Annotated in this window: 19 protein-coding genes; 17 read left to right on the top strand and 2 right to left on the bottom strand. The window is 50.2% G+C overall.

The features are described from left to right. Nucleotides 1-308: 308 nt before the first annotated feature. Both BOC67_RS22435 and BOC67_RS22430 read right to left on the bottom strand, forming a co-directional pair. Entirely contained in the window at nt 309-944 is a 636-nt protein-coding gene (locus BOC67_RS22435; RefSeq protein ID WP_291913878.1) for a response regulator transcription factor, read from the bottom strand. Further along, complete coding sequence (locus BOC67_RS22430; protein ID WP_291913876.1) at nt 934-2913, bottom strand: sensor histidine kinase; 1980 nt, start codon at nt 2911-2913, stop codon at nt 934-936. Before BOC67_RS22430 ends, BOC67_RS22435 begins: the two co-directional genes overlap by 11 nt. 145 nt (nt 2914-3058) lie before the next feature. On the opposite strand from BOC67_RS22430, the gene BOC67_RS22425 reads away from it, so the two are divergent. The 17 genes from BOC67_RS22425 to BOC67_RS22345 all read left to right on the top strand — a co-directional run bounded on the left by BOC67_RS22425 (nt 3059) and on the right by BOC67_RS22345 (nt 25874). Continuing rightward, on the top strand, nt 3059-3448 hold the full coding sequence (locus BOC67_RS22425) for a hypothetical protein (RefSeq protein WP_291913874.1): 390 nt from the start codon (nt 3059-3061) through the stop codon (nt 3446-3448). A gap of 127 nt (nt 3449-3575) precedes the next feature. After that, a complete protein-coding gene (locus BOC67_RS22420; protein ID WP_291913872.1) occupies nt 3576-4238 on the top strand; it encodes a DUF1349 domain-containing protein in 663 nt (220 codons plus the stop codon). A 41-nt stretch (nt 4239-4279) separates the two neighbouring features. Continuing rightward, nucleotides 4280-4855 (top strand): hypothetical protein, encoded by a 576-nt coding sequence (locus BOC67_RS22415; protein WP_291913870.1) that lies wholly within the window; start codon nt 4280-4282, stop codon nt 4853-4855. A 262-nt stretch (nt 4856-5117) separates the two neighbouring features. Continuing rightward, a complete protein-coding gene (locus BOC67_RS22410) occupies nt 5118-5846 on the top strand; it encodes a hypothetical protein (RefSeq protein WP_291913868.1) in 729 nt (242 codons plus the stop codon). A 366-nt stretch (nt 5847-6212) separates the two neighbouring features. Further along, on the top strand, nt 6213-6899 hold the full coding sequence (locus tag BOC67_RS22405; protein WP_291913865.1) for a response regulator transcription factor: 687 nt from the start codon (nt 6213-6215) through the stop codon (nt 6897-6899). Further along, on the top strand, nt 6896-8221 hold the full coding sequence (locus tag BOC67_RS22400; protein ID WP_291913863.1) for a HAMP domain-containing sensor histidine kinase: 1326 nt from the start codon (nt 6896-6898) through the stop codon (nt 8219-8221). The genes BOC67_RS22405 and BOC67_RS22400 overlap by 4 nt, the downstream gene beginning before the upstream one ends. Nucleotides 8222-8338: 117 nt before the next feature. Further along, entirely contained in the window at nt 8339-9721 is a 1383-nt protein-coding gene (locus BOC67_RS22395) for a TolC family protein (RefSeq protein ID WP_291913861.1), read from the top strand. 54 nt (nt 9722-9775) lie between these two features. Next, entirely contained in the window at nt 9776-13045 is a 3270-nt protein-coding gene (locus tag BOC67_RS22390) for an efflux RND transporter permease subunit (protein ID WP_291913859.1), read from the top strand. A 37-nt stretch (nt 13046-13082) separates the two neighbouring features. Next, on the top strand, nt 13083-14204 hold the full coding sequence (locus BOC67_RS22385; RefSeq protein ID WP_291913856.1) for an efflux RND transporter periplasmic adaptor subunit: 1122 nt from the start codon (nt 13083-13085) through the stop codon (nt 14202-14204). Between the two features lie 373 nt (nt 14205-14577). After that, nucleotides 14578-15453, top strand: coding sequence for a right-handed parallel beta-helix repeat-containing protein (locus tag BOC67_RS22380; protein ID WP_291913853.1), 876 nt, complete (start codon nt 14578-14580; stop codon nt 15451-15453). Nucleotides 15454-15860: 407 nt separating this feature from the next. Continuing rightward, complete coding sequence (locus BOC67_RS22375; protein ID WP_291913851.1) at nt 15861-16409, top strand: RNA polymerase sigma-70 factor; 549 nt, start codon at nt 15861-15863, stop codon at nt 16407-16409. A gap of 83 nt (nt 16410-16492) precedes the next feature. Further along, complete coding sequence (locus BOC67_RS22370) at nt 16493-17632, top strand: FecR family protein (protein ID WP_291913849.1); 1140 nt, start codon at nt 16493-16495, stop codon at nt 17630-17632. Nucleotides 17633-17747: 115 nt separating this feature from the next. Then, entirely contained in the window at nt 17748-21062 is a 3315-nt protein-coding gene (locus BOC67_RS22365) for a TonB-dependent receptor (RefSeq protein WP_291913847.1), read from the top strand. A gap of 13 nt (nt 21063-21075) precedes the next feature. Then, entirely contained in the window at nt 21076-22509 is a 1434-nt protein-coding gene (locus BOC67_RS22360) for a RagB/SusD family nutrient uptake outer membrane protein (protein WP_291913845.1), read from the top strand. A 57-nt stretch (nt 22510-22566) separates the two neighbouring features. Further along, a complete protein-coding gene (locus tag BOC67_RS22355) occupies nt 22567-24030 on the top strand; it encodes a TlpA disulfide reductase family protein (RefSeq protein WP_291913843.1) in 1464 nt (487 codons plus the stop codon). Nucleotides 24031-24212: 182 nt separating this feature from the next. After that, on the top strand, nt 24213-24755 hold the full coding sequence (locus BOC67_RS22350; protein ID WP_291913840.1) for an RNA polymerase sigma-70 factor: 543 nt from the start codon (nt 24213-24215) through the stop codon (nt 24753-24755). 84 nt (nt 24756-24839) lie between these two features. Beyond that, nucleotides 24840-25874 carry a FecR family protein gene (locus BOC67_RS22345; protein WP_291913839.1) on the top strand — a complete coding sequence of 345 codons (1035 nt, stop codon included), beginning with the start codon at nt 24840-24842 and terminating at the stop codon, nt 25872-25874. Nucleotides 25875-25895 lie beyond the last annotated feature (21 nt).

Here is a 25895-nt window from a genome sequence, read left to right as displayed (position 1 = left end):
TTTTTGGGGGGGAAGGAGGGGGGATGTATGCAGGTGGGGGGCTTTCGCTGGGAAGAAGGGGAGTGTCAGGTAATGAATGTATGGGGGTGTGGCGTGGACCTACTGGCGTGAAGATTACTATATGGGTGTATGCAGATGTGGGTTACTTCCGTCGGAAGAAGGGCGCTATCAGAGTAATGGATGTTTGCAGGTGCGGGTGAAGAGTACTACATAGATGTACGCAGGTGTGGGCAACCTGTATAATTACGTAAACGGATATACGTAATTGCTTGAACTAACCAAGCGCTTAATATTTTATCCGTTTACGATTAAATAAACCCTTGCGTAATTGCTGCTTTTATAAGTGCCGCCACATTTTTGGACTGGAACTTATGCATAAGATTTTTGCGGTGGGTTTCTACCGTCATGGGACTTAAATTCAATTGCGATGCAATTTGGGGAGTGGTTTTACCGTCGGAGATGAGTTGCAGGATTTCTTTTTCCCTGGTGGTGAGTTGTGGCGTGCCTTGCAGGTCGAGCGCGGAAGGGCGTGCCATGATTTCCCGCACTGCTTTGCTGAAGGTGATCAGTCCGTTATGGGCTTCCTGGATGCAATGGATCAACTCTTCGGCGCTGGCGTTTTTGAGCAGGTAGCCGGAAGCGCCATTTTGCAGCAGTTGCAGGATGAGGCTGCGTTCGGAATGATTGCTGAAAGCCAGGATATGGGTGGCAGGTGCAATAGTCTTGATGGCTTTGCAAAGCGCTGCGCCTTTCATATCAGGGAGGTTGATATCCAGCAGGAGGATATCTGTTGGTTGCAGTTCCATCGCTTCCAGGCACTCGCTGGCGGTGGTATAGCAGGCGGTTACGGTCAGGCCTGGGGAGGCGGATAATAGCTTATGCAGACCTTCCAGCACAACCGGATGATCGTCTACGATGGATATGGTGATTTCTTTACTGGACATTTAGTTCGATGTTTACGGTGGTTCCCTGATTGATACGCGAATCTATGTCAATATTTCCTTTCATAAAGCCTACGCGGTTGTGGATGTTGTTAAGCCCTATGCCTTTGCTGTTGTTGGTAATATCGAATCCCTGGCCGTCATCCTCGGCGGTGATGAAACATTTGCCATCATGGATACTGCACTGCAACATAATGTTTTTTGCCTTACCGTGGCGCACGGCGTTGGTGAGCAGTTCCTGGATGATCCGGTAGATGTGCAGTTGGATATCCTCCGGTAATGGGTGGTCGGATAGGTGGATGGCCTGGAAAGTGATGCGGGTATGATCATTCATCATACTTTCGCACAGGTCATTGATGGCCGCTTCCAGGCTTTGTTCCAGCAGGGTGGCAGGCATCATGTTATGGGCGATGCGGCGTAATTCGGTCACAGATTTATCCAGTTGCTGAGTGATTTTTTCAAGTGGGGCTGTTTCTGGTGTTTGTCCGCTCTTTATATGTGCGGATAAATTAATACGCGCGCCGGCGATCATGCCTCCGAGGCCATCGTGGAGGTCGCGTGCGAGGCGGCGCCTTTCCTGCTCTTCTCCCTGCAGGATAGCCTGGCTATAGCGGAGTTGTTGTTCCTGTTCTATTTCGTGGAGATGTTGGCGGTAGCTGAGCTCTTTTTGCGCGTGCAGTTTACGCCGGTTACGGAAGATAATATACCCGGCGGCAAGGAGCAGTACCAGAAACAGGCTGATAGACGCAAAGAGTCCGCTCACCAGCCGCGAATTACTGGCGGACAGGCTTTCCTGGATGTTTTTGGCTTTGAGGGCTTCGATTTCCTTTTGCTTTTCTGCGTTGCGGTAGCGGATTTCCAGGGCATGTACATCGTTGGCGAGTTGACTTTTACTGAGGCTGTCGTTCAGCTCTGCATATTTTTTCATCCAGGCATATCCCGGCTGGAAGTCTTTTAGTTCTTCGAAGGTAAGCGCCAGACCATAGTACACCTGCAGCCGGTTGGTGGCCAGCATCATCATTTCCGGTTTTTCGGAGAGTGGCAGCAATACGTTTTTCGCTTTTGTAAACTGGCGCGAGTTGTAATAGGCGTAGAACTGTTGCAGCTGCATGCGCTGGGTGTCGTAGGCTTTTCCCATTTTGGTGGCCATTTTGATGCCTTTTTCCAGACTGGCAAGGGCTTCGTTGATTTTCCCCATGACGGTATAGTTCAGGCCTTCAGCCGCGTAGTAGTCGAGGTAGAAGTCGGACTCAGGATAGGCGGGCAGCAGTTTTGCGGCGCTGTCCAGCGCCTGCCTGGCCTCCGCGGCTTTACCGCTGAGGGAATAATTTTCTGCGACGGTGGTATAGGCGGTGATCAGTTCATGCGTAGGTACGCCGGGTTTTTTGAGGGAGGTATAAGCTGATTGTAAGTAGGTATCTGCTTTATCAAATTCGCCGGCGTTTTTAAATACCAGGGCTACGGCCAGGAGGTTTTTCCCGGCCATGGTATTGTCGCCCGCCTGTTGTGCCAGGGGAATGGCTTTGTTCAGGAGGATATTGGCAAAGCCTTTAGGATCATCTTTCTTTTGCAAACCGGCGCCATAGAGGTACCAGGCTTTTGCCCGGAAGGAGAGGGCTAGTTGGCTGGTATAGGGTTGCAGCAGGGTGTCGGTTTTGAGGTAGGAGGACATGGCTTTATCCAGGTCGGTAGGTTCAGCGATCCTGCCGGCGTAGTAATAATATACTGCTGCCGGTATCCCGGTATGCTTGCTGTACTGCAGGCCGTTTTTCAGGTAGCGGTCGGCCTTCAGGCTGTCTTTTTCCTTCCAGAGGTCTGCCAGCTCAAAGGAGAGCATGGCCCTGGCACTGTCCGTGCCGGCGGTATTGAGTCGCAGTAGAAGGCTTTCCGCAGAGTTTTCATTGGCTGGCGCCTGGGCATTCACGAATAACGGCAGCGAATATAGGAAAACAAGGATGGCTAACTTTTTCATACCGGGAAATTAATAACAAATACGCAGCGGGCCAATTTCCGGTGTTTCCCATCTACCTGAAAGCAGGTAGATGGAAATACTGTTTACCGGGGATTGTTGCCCCGGGGGGAGGTAAATAATTTTGTACCGACTAATATCTTTTTTTATGAAATTATTTAAGAAGCTCCTGTTTCCATTGTTGGCAGTGATGATGGTGTTTACTGCATGTTCCAAGAAAGACAATGACGGCCCCTCCAGTACCAGTCATAAAGTGGTGTTCAAAGCGTTTGGTTCCAGCGACGTTCAGATAAGCAGTGCGGTGTATGGTTATGATACTGAACTCACCAGTGTTTCCTCCTTATCCGGTACTACCTGGACCAGTCCTGAAGTAAATGTGCCTGCCGGCGCTCTGATGGCGCAGGCTGTTGTAACAGCCACCGGTACATCTGCCGCTTCCTCTTTGAAAGTAGAGGTTTGGGTAGATGGCGTGAAGAAAGACGAAGCATCCAGCACGGGCACAGCACTGGTTGCCCATCCTGCCGCCAATCTTCGATAAGATGATACACTTATTTCTGTTGCCCCGGTGATCGTATAATCGACACCGGGGTATTTTTTACCGCATAGCATCGTTCAACGGGGCTATGCGGTTTGTTTTTATATATTTGTCTGCACAATTATATTATATGAAGAGAATAAATGGCTTCCTTGCCGCAATGGCATTGGTACTGGTAGCAAAGTTCGTATCAGCGCAGACGTTAGAAAAAATGCAGTGGTTCAATGAACCCGAGAAATGGGAAATTAAGAATAACACCCTGAAAATGCAGGTGACGCCGCAGTCAGACTACTGGCGGATTTCACATTACGGGTTCACCGTGGATGATGCGCCGTTCTTATATACGACCTATGGTGGTGAATTTGAAGCGAAGGTGAAGCTGACGGGGGCTTACAAGGCCCGTTTTGACCAGATGGGGCTTATGCTGCGCACTGATCATGAAAACTATATCAAAACAGGGGTGGAGTTTGTAGACGGGAAGTTTAATGTGAGTACGGTGGTGACGCATACGAAGAGCGATTGGAGCGTGACTACGCTCGACAAGGCGCCACCTTTTATCTGGATTAAAGTGGTACGCCGCCTTGATGCGGTGGAGATTTTCTATTCTCTCGACGACAAGAATTATATTATGACCCGCAATGCGCCGTTACAGGATAACAAGCCCGTGATGGTAGGACTGATGGCAGCGAGCCCGGATGGAAATGGCTTTGAAGCTACCTTTGAATACTTTAAGGTAAAACATCTGCCTGATCAGCGGCGTGTGGAATGGCTGAAAAAAAATAGCGGTAATTAATATTTCCATCTTCCATCATTTTTCTTTTACTTAGTAATACTATGAAAAAACTCCTGCTTACACTATGCCTTGGCCTCGGCAGCTGCTTTGCTGCGCAGGCCCAGAAAGAAAAAAATGAGCTGCATTTCAAAAGCAGCCAGGCCCAGATGATTACGGTATATAAAGGCACTATTTTCGTAAATGGCAATAAGGCATTTATATTCCCGCAAGACAATATCAATTATGCCAGCAAGCGGAATAAACTGGTGGAAGATGGAAAGTCTGTTTTTCTTTTCCTGGAGATAAACAATGCTCCCAATAAAAACCGGTTCCAGGTTTTCAACATTGATCACTCCCTGGCAGATACGGTGGTGAATGCGATTGCTTCCGATGTGAAGGATTGGGATGGAGATGGCAACCTGGAATTTGGCGGCGCGGATATAACGCCCGTGTACAATGGTACCGATTCTGCCTATTACGTAGCCTCCCGGTTTTACGAGATCAAAAAGGGTAAAATTTCCTATGATGCGGCGCTTACGGAGAAGACGGATTTAAAAGTAAATAAGGTATTTTTGAGTGAGCCATTCGGGGAAAACGGGCAGCCCAAGCTGATCCCTAAAGGGAAGCGGAAGCCCTGATTTGTGATACGCTAATTATCATTATAAGAAACTGAAAATCAATCTGATGAGAGGAAAATTTTTCCTCCCGGATTGATTTTTTTATTGCTGTAAATACCTAGTTTCGCAGTATAAATTTCACAATCAAAAACCAAGACATATGTTTGGAAACCAAGTTGAATTAAAGGTCATGTTAACCGAGGTAGTTAACTCCGCTGTAAATGATGCAATGGATAAGAAGTTTGAGGCTTTCGAAGGGAAGATGGACGGGAAGTTGAGGAAGTTGGAAGATTCAATGGATGGGAAGTTGAGGAAGCTGGAAGATTCAATGGACGGGAAGTTGAGGAAGCTGGAAGGGACTATGAACCAGCAGTTTAATGAAGTCCATGAAAAATTTAAAGGGGTTGATGAGAGATTCAACCTCGTTGACGAAAAATTCACCAGAATCGACGAAAGATTCAACCTCGTTGACGAAAAATTCACCAAAATCGATGAAAGATTCAACCTCGTTGACGAAAAATTCACCAAAATCGACGAAAGATTCAACCTCGTTGACGAAAAATTCACCAGAATCGACGAAAGATTCAACCTTGTTGACGAGAAATTCACCAAAATCGACGAAAGATTCAACCTCGTTGACGAGAAATTCACCAGAATCGACGAAAGGTTCAACCTCGTTGACGAAAAATTCACCACCATCGACCACAAATTCACCAACATCGACAAGCAACTCAAAGACGTTGACAAACAACTCAAAGGCATCGATCAAAAATTCAAAGGAGTCGACAAACAATTTACAGACCTCAACAAAAAGGTCGACAAAATGGATCAAACCATCACTTATCAAGGGAAAGTAATGGAGGATTGTTCGAAGTACCTGAATCAAATGATGGAAACCCAAAATTCATTAATAAGCCACTTTGAATTATTGGAAGCTTCCATTGAAAGTAAATTCAAGGTAAATCTGAATGTCCTGAAAAGCGACTCGTTCAAAAGGCATGGCCAACGTTAAGGTGTTAACCCATTATTAATTTAAGAGAAGTGTATTGATGAAAAAAGAATCGCACCTGGCAAAATAGCCTCCCCTAACTTTAGATTGCGTTAACTCCCAAAGACTACTCCCAAAAGTCATTTCCCAACGATAGATACCGCATACGAGGCGGAACATGCATACCACTATCAACGGTATCCGAACTGCTGTGCCCGTAATCGTCCTGGCTACAGGTAGCCGGTACATCATCCGTCGTTGTGATATGACTTTTGGGATAGTTTTAAATATAAAGTATAACTCATTTGATATCAAGATACTAAGCACTAATTGCTCAAACTTCAAAATTGATATAAATTTGCACCTGACCTTGCGCGCAAGTATGTACATATGAAAGTTTTGATCGTAGAAGATAATAAGGAACTCTCCAGTGGTATAGCCGACTATCTCACAGGAGAAAAGTATATATGCGAACCCGCATACGACTTTGAAACCGCCACCGAAAAGCTCTCCCTCTTCTCCTATGATTGCATCCTCGTTGATATCATGCTGCCGGACGGCAACGGCCTCGAACTCCTTAAACAAATCCGCCGGGAAAATATCCGCAGCGGTATCCTCATCATCTCCGCTAAAGATGCCCTGGACGATAAAGTGAAAGGACTCGACGAAGGCGCTGACGACTACGTCATCAAACCCTTCCACATGTCAGAACTGCACGCACGCCTCCGCGCCATATACCGCCGCAAACAACTGGAAGGCCCCAGCAGCCAGGTAGTGTTCAACGAAATTGAACTCAATACCGACACCATCGAGGCCTCCGTCAATAAACAACCGCTCGACGTCACCCGCAAGGAATTTGACCTCCTGCTGTATTTTATCGTCAATAAAAACCGCGTGCTGTCCAAACAAGCCATCGCAGCACACCTCTGGGGAGATTATACCGATAACCTCTCCAACTTCGACTTCGTATATCAACACGTAAAAAACCTGCGGAAAAAGATCAGCGTGGCAGAAGGAACAGACTATATCGAAACTGTATATGGTCTGGGTTATAAGTTTAATACGTCCAAACAATGAAGTTACTTAACAAAATAACAATCTGGTTCATCGGCGTTATCTTCCTGGTAACCCCCATCACCATGGTGATATCCCGGACCAATATCAAAAAGCACCTCGATAAAGCAGAAATTGCCCGCATGCGCGCCGTCAACGACCACGTGTACCAGCAACTCCTCACCGGTGTGCAACTGGACCACTACACCCACGGCCGCCCCATCGAAGTGAGTCTCTACCAGGGCCCTATGCCGGCAGAACGCGTGCAGACGCTGAAAGAAGTAGCCCCCAACGAAGACCACACCAAAAACGAATGCCGCATCACCGTTACCTCCTTTTACCAGGTAGGTAAACAGATATATAAAGTATCCTCCTATAATTATGTACTGAACTCCGAAGAAATTTTTGCCGGCATGCTCAGCACCGTCGTCTGGAAAATGCTGCTGATCATCCTCTGTGTAGGCCTCACCGCGCGGCTCCTGTCCCGGATCATCCTCGAGCCCTTTTACCGCGGACTCAAAATCATCAAACATTTCGACGTTAAAAAAAGCGACCAGAAATTACAACTCGCTCATACCACCACTACCGAATTCAAAGAACTCAACGCCTTTATCGAGTCCATGGCCCGGAAAGCCCGCGCTGACTACGCCGCCATCAAGGAATTCAGCGAAAACGCCTCCCATGAACTCCAAACGCCCCTGGCAGTAGTGCGCAGTAAACTCGACCTGCTCAGCCAAACCGCCATCGACGATAACCAGGCCCGGCTTATTGGAGATATGCAGTCCGCCATCGAACGCCTCTCCCATATCAACCGATCCCTGGTACTCCTTACCAAACTGGAAAACCACGAGTATGCCACTTCAGAGAACATTAAGTTCTGTGCTATCACCAAGCGCGTAATGGCCACCTACGAGGACTGGGTCAAAATGAAAGACATCACCATCTCCTCCCAACTGGATAAAAATATTGTGCTCAACATCCACCCGGCACTCGCCGAAATCCTGCTCAACAACCTGTTTAGCAACGCTATCCGCTATAACGTGGAAGGAGGCAAGATCAGGGTAGAACTCAGCAAATACAATTTCACCATCAGCAATACCGGCAATCCGCCCGAACTGCCCACTGCTGAGCTGTTCCGCCGCTTTAAAAAAGGTAACCAGTCCGGCGAAAGCACCGGCCTCGGTCTGGCCATCGTCAAACAAATTTGTACGGTAAATGACTTTTCAGTGACCTACAATTACATGAACGGCTGGCACCAGGTAAGCGTCCTGTTCGCACAGCCGGAACCCAAGCCCCTTGCGGAAAAAATCTGCCCCACCCCGGAAACGAAGTTGGCAGTCAGCTAATCCAAACGGACAATTTTTCCAATTCTGAAGATTCTTCAAAATTACTTCAAAATATGATGGTCACTTTGCAACTGGAAATTCAGATGAACTTCCACCGCTAGTAAAACCAAACTCATCATGTGGAGTAAGAAATTATTGTTGTTGGCGCTCTGTTCTTTCATAACGGGTAGTAATATCTATGCCCAGCAGGTACTTACCCTGCAACAAGCCATCGACACTGCTGTCGCCAACTACGGAACCATTAAGGCCAAGCAATCCTATACTGCCGCCTCCAACGAACAGGTAAGACAGGCACGCCGTGATTACCTGCCAAACTTCAACATCTCTGCCCAACAGGACTATGGAACCATTAACGGACAAAACGGCCCGCTCTATGGCTTCGGTGGCCTCGCAGCCGCCTCCTCAGGCCTCCCGCTCGACCATCAGAACTGGAACGCAGCATTCGGCGCATTATACCTTACTAATATAAACTGGGATTTTTTCGCCTTCGGACGCGCAAAGGAAAAAATTAAAACCGCAGTCGCAGCCGCTACTCAGAACGATAAAGACTGGCAACAAGAGATATTTAAGCACAAGATTAAAGTGGCGGCTGCTTATTTAAACCTCGTAGCAGCAAAACAACTCACACGGTCCTATAAGGATAATATGGACCGTGCCGATACCATCCGCAAAGTGGTGCGTATCCGTGTACTCAATCACCTCATCGCCGGGGTGGACTCATCCCAGGCAAACGCAGAGTACTCCAGCGCCCGCATCACCTACACCAAAGCCAGGGATGCAGAGCAGGAGCAGGCTAACCAACTCGCCCAGCTGCTGGGGATACCGGCGCAGGACTTCGTGGTAGACACCGAATTCGTAAAACGGATACCTAACCTGCCTGGCGACAGCCTCGATGAATCCAAACACCCGGTACTGCAATGGTATAAAAGCCGTATCGCCTACTCCAACGAACAGGCGAAATATGCCAAGACCTTCTACTACCCGGCGTTTTCACTGGTAGGCGTATTGCAAACCCGCGGCTCCGGCTTCGGCAACGGCTACGCTTCAGACCAGACAGATTTCAGCCACGGCTACTGGGATGGCGTCAAACCCACACGCAGCAACTACCTCATAGGACTCGGCGTTACCTGGAACCTCTCACAGCCTTTTCGTATATCCAGGCAGGTGAAGGCCCAGGAACAAACCAGCAAAGGCCTGCAGTATGAATACGAACTCGCCGATCAACAGATTAAAGCGCAATACGCACTCTCCGAAACCAAGCTGCAGAACGCACTGTCCAATTTCAGGGAAGTACCGGTACAGGTGAAAGCTGCATCGGACGCTTACCTGCAAAAGACCGTACTATATAAAAACGGGCTGACCAACCTGGTGGACCTCACACAGGCAGCCTATGCGCTCATCCGCGCACAAACAGACCGGGATATCGCTTATGTAAACGTATGGCAGGCCCTGCTGCTGAAAGCAGCAGCCGCCGGCGACTTCAACATATTTAGCTACTAATAACGCTGACGGATAAACGGAAACCATGCTGATTATTTCTAAGAAACGACTATTATGAACCTGATTAGCTTTGCACTTAAAAAACCTATTACCATACTGGTACTGGTAGCCGGTTTGTTCTTCTTCGGGATCAAAGCGGTGACGAGTATCAAAGTAGATATCTTCCCCAAGCTGGATCTCCCGGTGATCTACGTTTCCCATCCCTTCGGAGGTTATAACCCCTCCCAGATGGAAACCTATTTCGCAAAACAATACATCAATATCTTCCTGTTCGTAAACGGGGTAAAAAGTATTGAAACCAAAAATATCCAGGGCCTCACCCTCATGAAGATTAACTTCTACCCGGGTACCAACATGGCCCAGGCAGCCGCGGAAGTAAGCGCCTTTTCCAACAGGATCCAGGCCATCTTCCCGCCCGGCTCCAACCCGCCGTTCATCATCCGCTTCGACGCATCCACGCTGCCGGTTGGACAGCTGGTATTGAGCAGCGACAAGCGCAGTAACAACGAATTGCTCGACCTGGCGAACGTCTATGTACGTTCCTCTTTTACCTCCATACCCGGCCTCGTGGCTTCTCCGCCTTTCGGTGGAAACGTGCGCACCGTGGTGATCAAGGCCGATCCTGAACTCCTGCGCCAACACAACCTGACGCCGGACCAACTGGTAGAAGCTATGCGACTCAACAACCAGACCTCTCCGTCCGGTAACGTACGCATCGGGGATAAAAACGTTATTACCCCTGCTAACACCACTATCAAAACCGTAAAGGACTTTGAAGATATTCCACTGTTCAAGGGGGATGTACAAAATTTATATCTGAGAGATGTAGCCACCGTAGAGGATGGCGCGGACGTAACTTCCGGCTATGCGCTGGTAAACGGCCGTCGCTCCGTGTACTTAAGTGTGGCCAAAGGGGCAGATGCTTCCACCTGGGAAGTAGTGCAGAACCTGAAAAAGGCCATGCCGAAAATCCAGGCCCAGCTGCCGGAAGATGTGAAACTGACTTATGAATTTGACCAGTCCACCTATGTGATCAACTCCGTGAAAAGCCTCCTGTCCGAAGGCGCGATCGGCGCCATCCTCACAGGATTGATGGTACTGCTGTTCCTCGGCGATGCCCGCGGAGCCATGATCGTAATCTTAACCATCCCCACTTCCATCATCGCAGCGGTACTGTTCCTCAGCCTTACCGGCCAAACCATCAACATCATGACCCTGAGCGGTCTGGCCCTGGCAATCGGTATCCTCGTGGATGAGAGTACGGTAACCATAGAAAACATACACCAGCACTTCGATATGGGCAAACCCAAGGCCCTCGCCATCTGGGATGCCTGTCAGGAAATCGCTTTCCCGAAACTGCTGATCCTCTTCTGTATCCTCGCCGTATTCGCGCCGGCATTCACCATGGGCGGCATCCCAGGATCGCTGTTCCTGCCGCTGGCGCTGGCTATCGGTTTCAGTATGATCATATCCTACTTCCTCGCACAAACCTTCGTACCGGTAATGGCTAACTGGGTGATGAAAATAAAACATCACAAAGCGAAAGACGGCCATATCATGACAGATGCGGAAGAATATGCAGCCGCCGGGCTGCCGGCAGGTAGCGAAAAGAATACCTGGGATCAGAAGGAAATACTGCTGAAGCAGGAAGACAGTAACCGGGACGGAAAGGTTTCCCGCTTCGAAAAACTCCGTTTCCGGTACCTCCGCTTCCTGGACCGGCTCATGCCTTACCGCAAAGTAGTGGTGACCGCCTACCTCCTCATCACCGGCGCTATCGTAGTGCTGCTGTTCTCCGGCATCGGCCGGGACGTGTTGCCGAAAGTAAACTCCGGCCAGTTCCAGATCCGTATGCGCCTGCCGGACGGTACCCGTATCGAAAATACAGAGGCGGCCACCATACAACTTACCAACGCCATCAGCGACATCGTAGGTAAGGAGAATGTTTCCATCACCTCCGCCTACGTAGGTACCCACCCGCAACAGTTCTCCACCAGCCCGATCTTCCTCTGGATGGCGGGCCCGCATGAATCGGCCCTGCAGGTGGCCTTGAAGGAGGACTACCACGTCAACCTCGATGAACTGAAAGATAAGATCCGCCATAAGATGGCAAAGCTCAACCCGCAGATGAAATTATCATTTGAACCAATTGAGCTGACGGATAAAATTCTCAGCCAGGGATCCCCAACCCCCATAGAGGTAAGGTTCTCCGGCCGTGATAAAAAAGTAAATGAGCTGTATGCGCAAAAAATGGTGGATGAACTGAAAAAGATACGGTTCCTCCGCGATGTACAGATCGGCCAATCTATTAAATATCCTGCTGTAAACGTAAACATCGACCGTATCCGCGCTGCCCAGCTGGGCCTGGATATGACGGATGTTTCCCGCTCGCTTACGGCGTCCACTTCCTCTTCCCGTTTCACGGAAAAGAATATCTGGGTGGATGAAAAGATATCCAACAGCTATAACGTACAGGTGCTGATACCTGAGAGTAAGATGGCCAGCAAAGAGGATATCAGCGAAATCCCGCTGATGAAAAACAGCGCCAGACCAGTGCTGGGCGATGTGGCTACCCTCACGGACGGTACCACCTACGGGGAAATCGATAACCTCGGCGCCATGCCCATGCTTACCGTTACAGCCAACGTCAATAAGAAAGACCTGGGTTATGCGGGTAAGGAAGTGAAGAAAGCCATTGCCAACCTCGGCGAGCTCCCCCGCGGTTTAAGCGTGGACCTGATAGGTATGAGCAGTACCCTCACCGAAACGCTGGACAGCTTACAGAGCGGCCTCCTGGTGGCAATCGTAGTAATATTCCTGATGCTGGCGGCCAACTTCCAGTCGTTCAAAGTATCAGCCATCGTACTGGCCACCGTGCCGGCGGTATTGCTGGGTTCCCTGCTGTTGCTGATCATGTGCGGCTCCACACTCAACCTGCAATCTTACATGGGTATGATTATGTCCGTAGGGGTGTCTATTTCCAATGCGGTACTCCTCATCACCAACGCGGAGCAACTCCGCAAATCCAACGGGGATGCTATCCTGTCGGCCAGGGAAGCAGCGGCACTGCGTTTGCGGCCGATCCTGATGACGGCGCTTGCCATGGTGGTAGGTATGATTCCTATGGCCAGCGGCCTCGGAGAAGCGGGCGACCAATCATCTCCTTTGGGTAGGGCAGTAGTGGGCGGCCTGATCGCCTCTACCTTCGCGGCGCTTTTCATACTACCGTTAGCGTTTGCCTGGGGACAAAAACGCGCTTCCACACAGAGCGTATCCCTGCACCCGAGAGATGAAGAAAGCATTCACTATATTCCGGAAGTTTAACAAATAACATTACAAATCATTCAATAAATAATATCATATGAATAGCGGTCTGCGTTTATTTTTTCCTTTATTATCGGCGATAGCCCTTACTGCGGGCCTGCAGAGCTGCGGTACCTCCGATGCTAAAGATGAAAAATCTGCTGCTGCGGAAGCGGCGCCTGCCCTCCAGGCTTTCGCACTGGAAAGAAGCAACCTGTCTTCCAACATCAAAATCCCGGGGGAATTAATCGCCTTCCAACAGGTGGACCTGTACGCAAAAGTGAGCAGCTTTGTAAAAAAGCTGTACGCTGATGTGGGTACGCAGGTACAGGAAGGGCAACTCCTCGCTACCATGGAAGCGCCTGAAATCAACTCCCAGCTCTCCGGCGCTGATTCCCGCCTGAAGTCACAGGAGGCTATTTACCTGTCCAGTAAAGCCAATTACGACCGTCTGCTGGAAACCAGTAAAACGCCTGGTACCGTTTCGCAGAACGACCTGGACATCGCCTTTGCGCGTCAGAAGTCGGACCTCGCGCAGCTCGAAGCTGCCAGGGCGGCGCTCCGCGAAATTGGAGATAACAAAAACTACCTCACCATCCGCGCGCCGTTCTCCGGCGTGATCACAGCCCGTAACGTCAGCACCGGCGCCTATGTAGGCCCTGCCGGCAAAGGTTCTGAGCTGCCAATGTTTACCCTGCAACAGCAACGTAAACTTCGTTTAGTCGTAAGCGTGCCGGAAGCATACAGCGGTTACCTGAACGATAAGGATGAAGTGAGCTTTACTGTACGCTCGCTCAACAACCGCAAATTCACCGGTAAGATTGTGCGTATGGCAGGCGCGCTCGACAAACGGCTGCGCTCTCAGCATATAGAACTCGACGTGGCAAACGAGGACAAAGCGCTCTTGCCTGGTATGGTCGCAGAAGTGAATATCCCGCTCAACAGCGCTACCACCAACTTTGTGGTACCATCGACCGCGGTGTTGAATTCCACCAAAGGCGTATTTGTGATTAAGATTGCTGACCATAAAACCAAATGGGTGCCTGTCACTACCGGCCGCAGCGAAGATGGTAAAACAGAGATCTTCGGTGAGCTGAACGATGGGGACACCCTCATCACCAACGCTACTGAGGAGGTGCGGGACGATGTGACCGTGCCGGCAGTAAAAATCGGAAAATAATCCCCCTCAGCGGGTTAAACTTTTTGCCTGTTGTACAGTCAATTATATGCTTTTCGTGAACGGAAACCATGCATTAACACGTAAGCAATTCTAATTTATATAACACAGATTATAGGTTGATAAATGAAGAGCCGCCAGGTATCCACCCGGCGGCCTTTTAATAGGAATGGCAATGCAATATGCCAGGGCAAAAGTGCTACGCTTATGCTTTCCCTGCGGTTTAAACGCAGTGAGGCATGCCCGCCTTTTCACGCAATCGTTGCCGATAACGATTGCGTAAATAAATTAATCCCGCGCCCATCATCCGATCATTTATTTTACGAATTTCAGTATAACCCTGGTCTATAAATTCCACACATAAAAATTCACAGTTATGAAAAAATCCCCTATGATCATGATGCTATGCATTGCATTAGCCAGTTGTCAAAAAAATGACCTTGCACCCAGCCCCGGCGAAGGCGAACAGTCCGCACCCAAGGCAGCCGTGGAAAGCAGCATTACCGTCACTACGGAATCAGCCCTGAAGTCCGCCATCAGCGCGGCCAAGCCAGGCGATATCATTACCGTCAGCGGTACTATTAAACTCACCAGTACTTTACAACTGCTCAACAGCGGCACTTCCAGCGCCAAAATAAACTTCACCGGCGGCGTACTGGATTGCTCAGGTATTGCGTCCGGCTGGGGGGTAAAATGTAACGGCAGTTACTGGAATATCACCAACATGACCATTAAGAATGCGCCCGATTGCGGACTGGTATTCCAATACGGTGGTTACAACTACGTGTATAATGTTACCACTTCCGGCAATCATGATTCCGGTTTGCAGATTTATAACCAGGCGCATCACAACAACATCAGCTACTGTAATTCCAACGACAACTATGATACGCAGAACGGTGGCGAAAACGCAGATGGTTTTGCCTGCAAGCTTTCTGCCGGCGCTGGCAATAAGTTTGACCACTGTACTGCCAACCACAATTCAGATGATGGCTGGGACCTCTACGGTCAGCCCTCTACAGTAACCATCACCAACTGTACCGCCACCAACAACGGCTACGGCGGGAATGGCGACGGTAACGGTTTCAAACTGGGCAGTTCCGGTCAAAGCGTAGCGCATACCGTAACCAACTGCGTTTCCAGTTACAATAAAGCCGCCGGCTATGATGGCAACGGCAATACCGGCCATATCACCATTACCGGCAGCACCGGCACCGGCAACGGTAAAGCCCTGTTCTACAGGCTATATTAATTCTTCTCGTGATTAATATATTCATGCAGCAATACCATTCTCTAAACGGCTCCCAACAGGAGCCGTTCTATTTCAAAAAATGCCAACACCAAAACACCCCCCTTTGCGCTCTCCCCCTTACGCCCCTTTGCGAGAAAAAACTCCCCGCCCCTCCGCGAGAAAAAAAATCCGCCCCTTTGCGTTCTCTCCCCCCTTACGCCCCTCTGCGAGAAAAAATCCCCGCCCCTCCGCTAGAAAAAACTCCCCCCCTTTGCGTTCTCTCCCCCTTACGCCCCTTTGCGAGAAAAAATCCCCGCTCCTCCGCGAGAAAAAATCCCCGCATTCTTCCCTCCTTTGTTTATTTTAGTGCCAGAAAACGCGCAAATTTGACTAGGGATAACGCTTATAGTGACCTTGAACTGGTAAGCATGTTGAAACGAGGCGATGTACAGGCGTTCGACCTGTTATACTCCCGTCACTGGGCTACCATGTACCAGTCCGCCTTTTACCTGCTGAGAGACCAAAACGCCTGTATGGATATTGTACAGGATATTTTCGCCTGGTTATGGGAAAAGCGTGCCGAGCTGGACATACAAACAGTGCCCGCCTACCTGCGCAGCGCCGTCCGCTTTAAAGTCATCAACTATATCCGTTCCGGTAAAATAAGAGATAACTTCTACCAGGAGCTGGCAGGCATCACCATACCTGCAACCCCTGGGCCGCAGGACTTCCTGGAGCTCAACGACCTGAAGATGATCATCCAGCAGGCAATCGCTGACCTGCCGGAAAAATGCAGGGAAATTTTTTTGCTTAGCAGAGATGGGCAGCTGACAAATCAACAAATTGCAGATTTGCTGAATATATCTATCAAAACAGTAGAGGCACAAAAAACAATCGCGCTGAAACGCATCCGATCCACCGTAGACCCTCATCTGCTGGCATTGTTACTACTTCCCGTTGTTACCCATTACAGTTAATATCCTACCCAACTGAAAATTTTTTTTTGAACCTTTTAGGGGTCTTTATTTTTATAACTGCCATACTATAGGAACACCTGCGTATGACCAGAGAAGAACTGATAGCTTTAATTGATAAAATTGCGTCCGGCGCCGCCACAGATGCGGAGCTGATGCAATATAACCAGGTGTTTAACGCCTTTGCCAACGGGCAGGACCACTGGGACGAACCTGCCATGGGCAACAAACAGGAAATCGAAGCCGCCATCCGGCAACGACTGGAAGGAGCCCTCCGTAAGGCCGCCCCACGGCCGGTAATACGCTGGTACAAATGGGCCGCCGCCGCGGCAGCGCTGCTGATCCTCATCAGCGTATCGGTAGTTTTACTCCGCCCGCGCGAAGTACGCCTCGCGCCGCAGGCAGAGCGCTTTCGCAACGATATTCCCGCGCCTACAGGTAACCACGCTGTGCTTACACTCGGCAACGGCCGGCAAATCCTGCTCGACAGCGCAGGCAACGGTACCATCGCTATCCAGGGAGGAATTAGCCTCGCCAAAACCGATGATGGGCAAATCGCCTATACCGGCCACGCCGCAACGGTTACCACCAATACCATCACCCTGCCCGCCGGCAGCCGCCCGCTGAAAATCGTACTGGCAGATGGCACCAGAGTATGGATAGATGCTGGTTCCAGCTTTTCCTATCCCACCGCCTTTACCGGTAATGCACGGCAGGTAAACATCTCCGGGCAGGCCTATTTTGAAGTCGCTAAAAACAGCAATATGCCCTTTACCGTTAGCACCGCCAACAAAGGCTATACGGTACAAGTGCTGGGCACCTCGTTTAACATCCGCGTCTATGCGGACGAGGCCAATATGAAACTCACCCTCGTAGACGGTGCAGTTAAATTCAATACCAACACCGCATCCAAACTGATGAAGCCTGGAGAGCAGGCCGTCGCAACAGACAACGGTAACATACAGCTTACAACGAACGCCGACCTGACAGCGGCCACCGCCTGGAAAGACGGACTATTCTATTTTAATGGCAGCGATATCAATACCATTATGTCGGAGCTACAACGCTACTACAATCTTGATGTAGTGTACCAGGCCCATGTCAGAGATTCATTTGTTGCAAAAATCCCGAGGGATGTCCCCGTTTCTCAACTGCTTAACCTGCTGGAGATGACCAATCTCGTGCATTTCAGCATTGATGGACGGAAAGTAACAGTCATGAAATAATTATACACCAGCACAATATTTACACTGCAGGTCCCACCAAGCCTGTCGGTAAGGAAAGATATGTCCTGATTAACCGCATCGGCGGAATTACTAAATTAAAAATCAACCAGAAGCTATGCTAGGAAGAAAGCTAAGAAGTCTACTATGCCTGCCGCCTGCTAAAAGAAGCTATGCCCGCATTTGCCTGATGATGGGATTGCTGCTATTGGCCACCCAGTCTTTTGCGCAGAAGGTAACGATGACCATGAAATCAGGTTCCCTGGAAAAAGCCTTCCAGGAAATCGAAAAACAAACAGGGTACAGTTTTATTTATGGCAAAAATCAGCTGAGCCTGGCCGCTCCTGTAAACATCTCTGTCAAAAACCAGGAGCTGAACGAAGTCCTCAGTACGCTCTTCAGCAGCCAGCCGTTTGCCTATTCCATTTCCGGCAAATTCATTGCCATCCGCCTGAAGACAGCGCCAGCCACACCGCAGCAACAAGCGCAAAGCGGTATTATCGTAAAAGGAAAAGTAACCGATACCAAAGGCAATCCTTTGCCCTCCGTATCCGTAGTGATCCCCGGCACGCCGCTGGGCGCCATGACCAACGAACAGGGGGAGTACCTGATCAATAACGCCCCGCCCAATGCGGAATTGGTGCTCTCTTACATCTCTTTTCTGCCGCAACGGGTAGCTATCAGGGGCCGCGCCATTATTAACGTCACCCTGGAAGAAGATGTAAAATCCCTCGATGAAGCAGTGGTAATCGGTTATGGTACTACTACCAAACGCATGAACACAGGTTCTGTCAGCAGCCTTACCGCTAAAGATATCGAAAAACAACCCATCTCCAACCCGCTGGCCGCCCTGCCTGGCCGCGTACCGGGCCTGCAAATCACACAGTCCAACGGCCTGCCGGGTAGCTCCGCTATTATACAAATCCGCGGACAAGGCTCCATGAATGCCGGCTATGTGCCGCTCTATATCATCGATGGAGTGCCTTTCACTAACTACAGCGGTTCCTACCCGCCGTCCGATAACCTCAACTCCTGGGGCGTCAGCGGCGCAAACGGTGGTATCAGCCCCTTCAGCATGATCAACCCCGATGATATTGAACGCATGGATATCCTCAAGGATGCGGACGCAACTGCCATCTACGGCGCCCGCGGCGCTAACGGCGTTATCCTCATCACCACCAAAAAAGGAAAAGCAGGTAAAACGAAGTTTAACGCCAACGTATATACGGGATTTGGGCAGATCAATCACTTTATCCCCCTGATGAATACCCAGGATTACCTGGACCTCAGAAGGGAAGCGTTCAAGAACGACGGCCTGACGCCTACCGCCGCCAATGCGCCGGAGCTAACCGTGTGGGACCAGAACGCTTATACCGACTGGCAGGATTTCCTCCTCGGAGGCACGGCGCATAATACGGACGGTCAATTCCAGATTTCCGGCGGCGATGCCAAAACGCATTTCATGTTCAGCGGCGGTTATCATAAAGAAACCACCGTATTCCCGGGGGATTTCAACAGCACCCGCTATACCGGCCGATTGTCAGCAGACCACACTTCCGCAGATAATAAATTTTACGCGGCTATCAGTGCCAACTATTCCAGCGATAAAACAGTTTTGCCGGGCAGCGATCTAACGCAGCTCTATAACCTGCCCCCTAATATGCCGCTCTATGATAACGCCGGCAAGCTGGTCTGGTCCAATGGCTTCAGCAACCCCGTAGCGCTCCTGCAACGCAGATATACTAACAACACCGGCAACATGATTGCCAATGCCAACCTGCGTTACAGCATTATCAAAAACCTGAACTTTAAGGTGAACCTCGGCTATACGAATACCACGCTCGACCAGGTGAATCCAACGCCGGCCTCTACCCAGAACCCGGCAAATAATCCGCAGTCGTACGCGTATTTCTCCAATACAAAAATCCAGAACTATATCGTAGAGCCTACGCTCGACTATAGCCTGCAGGCGAAGGATAACCAGTTTAACTTCCTGCTGGGCGGCACCTATCAGCGTAGCCTCAGCCAGGGAAATTATATCAGCGCTAATAACTACAGCAGCGAAGCCCTAATGGGATCTATTACCGGCGCGGGTTTGATCACCGGCTCGGCCACTTATATTGATTACAAATTCGCTTCCCTGTTTGCCCGCGTTAATTACGACTACAAACAGAAATACCTGCTGAACCTGACTTTCCGCCGGGATGCCTCTTCCCGTTTTGGTCCGGAAAATATATACGCCGATTTTGGCGCAGTGGGCGCCGCCTGGCTGTTCACCCAGGAGGATTTTGCCGCGGACGCGCTGCCATGGCTTAGCTTCGGTAAACTTCGCGCCAGCTATGGAACAACCGGTAACGACCAGATCACAAACTATACCTACCTGCCTCTGCTCAACGCTACAGGTACCTACCAGGGCGCAAACGCCTTGTATCGCCCGGTGCTGCCTAACCCTGGCGTCAAGTGGGAAACGACCCGCAAGCTGGAATTTGCGCTGGAACTGGGCTTCCTGAAAGACAGGATTATGTTTACCGGCAACTATTACCAGAACCGTTCCAATGACCAGCTGCTGTCTGCAGCCCTGGCTTCCCAATCCGGTTATAACAGTTATACGGTAAACCTGCCGGCCCTCGTGCAGAACAACGGCGTGGAGCTGGAACTCAATACTAAGAACATTCAGCACCGCAACTTCAGCTGGACGTCTTCGCTGAATATTACCTTCTATAAAAACAAACTGATCTCCTTCCCGGGTATTGAAAATTCTTTCTATGCCGGCAGTTACCTCGTTGGGCAGCCGATTGACGTAGTCAGGAGATATGTTTACCTGGGATATGATCCGAATACCGGTATTCCAAAGTACGAGGATCAAAACAAGGACGGCTCCATTGATTACAATAACGATCGCCAGGTCATTAAACCAGGAACGCCTTACTTCGGAGGCCTGAGTAACAACTTCACCTACAAGAACTGGGACCTGAGCTTCTTCATCCAGTTCCACCACCGCAAAGGGTCTACCAACAACCTGACGACGCCAATTGGCAGCAGTCGCAGCAATCAGAATATCTCCCTGCTGGACAGGTGGAGAGCGCCCGGCGATATCGCGCAGTTCCCGGCTGCCACCTCTACATCCGGTACGCCTATCTATACAGGCTATTCCTTCTACTCAAGTTCTACCGCACTTTGGGGAGATGCCAGCTTCGCGAAACTCCGGAACGCTTCACTGGCTTACACCTTCCCGAAAGAATGGCTGTCAAAAACGAAGATCAGCAATATGCGTTTGTATGTAGAAGGTCAGAACCTGTTTACCTGGTCTAAGAACAAATACATCTTTGATCCTGAAACCAGCATGGCTGGCGGAGCGCCAGGCCTCGGAACCGGCGCGGTAGCTATGCCGCCGCTGCGCACAATTGTGTTTGGAATCAATTGCTCATTCTAAAATCTGAAGTCACATGTATAATCGTATTATAAATAAAAAAGTACTGGTGGCATTATTGCTGGCAGGCGGCCTGTTCTCTTCCTGTAAAAAACTGGTAGAAATCGGTCCGCCCACCACGCAGGTGGGGTTGGATCAGGCGTTTGCTTCTGACGCCACTGCAACCAGCGCAGTGCTGGGCATTTACAACGCCTCCTTTACCCGCGATTTCCTGTTCCCGATAACCTCTATCCCTGGCTTGTCCGCCAATGAGTTGCAGAATAACGTGCCAAACGTTTTCCTGGATGAGTTCAAAAACAACAGCATCACCGTTACCAATGGCACCCTTAACACCAACCTCTGGGGCTATAGTTACAGCACGCTGGCCCAGGCAAACGCCATGCTGGATGGTATCACAAAAAGCAATACCTTATCCGCAGCGCTGAAGAATCAACTCCTGGGCGAAGTGAAATTCTGGCGTGCATTTATGCTCTTTTTTCAGGTAAATATTTGGGGGGATATTCCAATGCCGCTGACGGATAACCCCATCGGCAACGCTACACTTGCACGTACGCCTGCTGCCGAAGTTTGGAAACAAATCGAAAATGATTTAACCCAGGCTCAAACGCTTTTGTCTGATGTCTATCCGGCAAGCCAGCGTGCACGCGTTAACAGGCAGACTGTAAATGCCCTGCTGGCAAGAGTGTACCTCTTTACCAAACAGTGGCAGCTGGCAGAAACAACTGCGGATGCAGTAATCAAGTCCGGCATATACAGCCTGAACAAGGACCTGAATACCACCTTCTCCAATACCAGCAACGAGATCATCTGGCAACTGGCCACGCTCAACGGCCTATCCACTTTCACCACCAACCCGGATTCGAAAGGGGGTAGCTTTGCAGCTACGCCGGGCGTAATTCCGGCTATAACGGCAACGGATACACTCTATAATAGCCTGGAAGCCGGCGACCTTCGTAAAGCCAACTGGTTTACACCAACTGTCATCGCCGGTACCAATTATAAGATCGTCAGCAAATACAAGCAACGCGCACTGCCTGCCGGCGCGTCTACCGGCAGCGAGTACAATGTAGTGCTGCGCCTGGCAGAACAATACCTCATTCGTGCGGAAGCGCGGGCCCAGCTGGGCAACCTCAGCGGGGCCATTGCGGATGTGGATACCATCCGCGTCCGTGCCGGCCTGCCGGTGCTGAACAATGCCATCAGCCAGAGCAACCTGCTCCTCGCCATCGAAAATGAAAGAAAGGCAGAACTCTTTGGAGAATGGGGCGCCCGCTGGTTCGACCTGAAGCGCCTCCCCGGCCGGACCGATCCTTCCAAATCCCGCGCGGATGAAGTGATTGGAGGCATGCGTCCTGCCGTATGGCAAAGCACGGACGTGCTGTATCCTATCCCGGATGCGCAACGCCAGCTCAATAAGGCGCTCACCCAAAACCCTGGTTACAATCAGTAATAATAAGGCAGGACAGGCCCGCCCTGTCCTGCTTCCTAAAAATCATCAATCATCGCCATGAAAAAAATATTCCTCCTCCTTATCAGCGGCAGTTTTGTGCTGGCAGCAGGTAATACACATGCCCAGCAAAAACCCGATACCCTCCGCCAGCAATATGATGCGCTGCTGAAAGGCAGCCAGCAACAGCAGGACCTGCTGGCTACTAAAATGTACGCGCTCCTGAAAAGCAAAAACGAAAAAGACTGGATCACCGCCAGCAACTATTTCTACCAGCTGAAAAAAAATAATGTATCCGACTCCATCCAGGAGGCCGCCGCAAAACGCTTTCCCAAAGGAATCATAGCGCGTAATAAAGCCGTACAGGTAGTCTATGACGAAAAAGACCCGGTTAAAAAAGAGCAGCTGTACAAGGCGTGGCTGAAGAAGTACCCGCCGGCAAAAGGGGAGAAGGAGCTGGTCGGCTACGACTATGCGGCCAACGCGGTAGGTACAGCTTATGCCGATGCAGATAATGTGCCTAAAGCGCTGGAATACGCGGATAAAATTCAGTCCCCTTTTTGGAAAGGAGAAGGTTGGGCAGGCACCGCACGCTACCTTATCAAACATGGCCATTACAAAGAGGCGCAAACCCTGCTGAAAAAAGCCATTGACCTCTCCTGGGAATTCAGAACCACCCGCAAAGAGGAAGAAGGCGCGAGGTTCGCAGGCACAGGATACCCCGGCTATCTGCGCATGTATGTACAAACCCTGTACGAAAATCAGGAGTATGACACCGCGCTGGTGTACCTCCGGCGTGTAATAGAAGAGGAGAAAGGAAAACCAACTCCTGCAACACTCGAAACGCTCGCAAAAGTGCAGCTGGCCAAAGGCGACTACCAGTCGGCTTTTAAAGGCCTGAGCGAAGTGGCGGCGAAAGGTATGCTGAACAACGCCAGTAAAAAAATGCTGGAGGACGCCTATACGAAAGTTCGGGGCAACCAGGGTTTTGAACAATACATCGATAGCCTGAAAAACGGGTTGGATGCGGAAACCCGCAAGGAGCTTGCCGCGCAGATGATCAATGAGAAAGCGGCGGACTTCACCCTTACTGACCTCGAAGGGAAAAAGGTTACGCTCTCCGCACTCAGGGGAAAAACAGTGGTGCTCGACTTCTGGGCCACCTGGTGCGGCCCCTGCAAGGCATCCTTCCCCGCTATGGCGAAAGCGCAAAGTCTTTATAGGAACGATCCGGATGTAGTGTTCCTGTTCGTACATACCTGGGAGCGCGGAGAAGCCCATCCTACCGAGGCGGCAGGGAAATTCATTCATGATAACAAATACCCCTTCCGGGTCCTCATGGACCTGAAGGACCCCTCTACCGGCATCAACAAAGTAGTGGATAGTTACGGTGTAAGAGGAATCCCAACTAAATTTGTGATCGATAAAAACGGTAATATCCGTTTCCGTTTCACGGGATTCTCCGGTGGGGACGATGCGGCTGTTGCAGAAGTGAAAGCAATGGTGGAATTATCCAGGCAATAATGGTAAGCGCTTACTTGTCCCGCCCGCAGGGTGGGACAGGTAACATTCCCGGCCCCGTTAACGAAAATCTACTGTATCCTATTTATATTATATCAATCAGTATTAAATCCCTTCTTTTTTGCAGGTTTTTCAAAAAATCCTGATTTTTTAATTAGTTTTGATCCGACTAATAAGTGCTGACTTTGGGAAAAATAATACATACAGCGGATGAGAAGGAACTGCTTCAGCAGTTTACCGGCTACTTCCGGCTGTACGAAAATTCCCTGTACTACTTCGCGCTCAAAACCGTTCAGTCAGAACTCCTCGCCCGGGATATTATCCAGGAAGTGTTTATAAAACTATGGTCCATCCGCGGCCAATTCCATGAAATAAAAAACATGGAGGATTACCTCTATCGGATGGTGCGCAATAAAGTGCTGGACGTACTGCGGCAGCTGGCGAACGACCGTAAGCTGCGCGCGGATTATTTCAATGGAAGGGAATGGGAAGATGCCAATGCATTTGACACCATTGCTGCCAAAGAGTACGAAATTGCCCTGGCAGAAGCTATTAACCAATTGCCGCCCCAGCGCCGCCTGATCTACCAACTTAGCCAGGTGGAAGGCCGTTCCCGCAACGAAATAGCGGAAGAGCTGCACATATCCCCGTCTACTGTAAAAAATCAGTTAACGGCTGCCCTCAGCTATCTCCGGAAGGTGGTAGCGGGCCAGATAAAATTTTTCTGATTTTTTTTCTCCCCCGATAGGACTTCCCCTTTTTACAATCGTCTTACTACCGGATGCGGCCATTGCATCTCCCAGAAAAAACAAATGGACAACTTGAACCAGGAACGATTTAAACAGCTATTCGAACGCTATACCTCCGGCAAATGTACGGAGGAGGAAAGGAACGAGTTTTTTGATCTTTATGCGCAGCATAAGGATGACGAAGCGCTGCAATCCTTGCTGGATGAGCTGTACCGGCAGGTGAAGGCGGAAACCCCTGCCGGGGCTTTTGTTAATTTTAGGGGAGATATCAGCCTTCCGGAAATACCGGGTACGCGTACACGAAAAATAACGCCGGTCCGTAAGCTCCTGATCCGTACGGCCGCTGCCGCCGCCATCATAGGCGTTGCCGCCGCCGCATGGCTGCTGACGCAACACCGGCAGTCCGCGCCATCCCTGGCGCTGAACGCCGATACCGGCAAAGTATCTGTCATCGCGGCCACCACTACCATTCATACCGCCAACAACGAAAAAAAGGTGATCGTCCTGTCCGACAGTACCCGCATCACCCTCAATGCCGCCACAGAGATCCGTTACCCGGATACTTTTGATCAACGCCAGCGCGAGGTGTACCTGGAAGGGGAAGCCTTCTTCGAAGTGGCCAATGCCGCGGAATGGCCTTTTGTGATCCACTCCGCCGGCGGCATGAAAACTACCGTACTGGGCACTTCCTTCAACATCAAGGCATACCCAGGCCGCTCCCAGGCCATCGTATCAGTGGTATCCGGAAAGGTAAAAGTGACCCGGGCGCAGCAGGAACTCTCCACCCTGGAAAAAGGCCAGGAAATGCGCCTGCAGCTGGAAACCGGCGTAGTTACCCGCCGCCCCGCCTCTGAAGTAACCATCGCCGCATGGCAGTCGGGCGATATCGGCTTTAATGATGAATCATTGCAGGATATCCTGAAAGATCTTCAGGTCTTTTATGGAACTGAAATAAAACTTAATAATCCCGGGTTGGCCAACCTGCTCTTAACTACAGGATTTCAGAAGAACACATCTATTGAGAGTGCCCTTGAGATTTTATGTGACCTGGCAAATGCTAAGTACGCCAGAACCAATAATGGTTTCGTAGTTTATTAGACTACTCTTTTACATCAACCA

The sequence above is a fragment of the Chitinophaga sp. CB10 genome, from assembly GCA_001870995.2.
In the GTDB taxonomy this organism is placed as follows: domain Bacteria; phylum Bacteroidota; class Bacteroidia; order Chitinophagales; family Chitinophagaceae; genus Chitinophaga.
The sequence above is the reverse complement of the archived record's forward strand: the minus strand, read 5'-3'. Positions and strand labels throughout refer to the sequence as shown.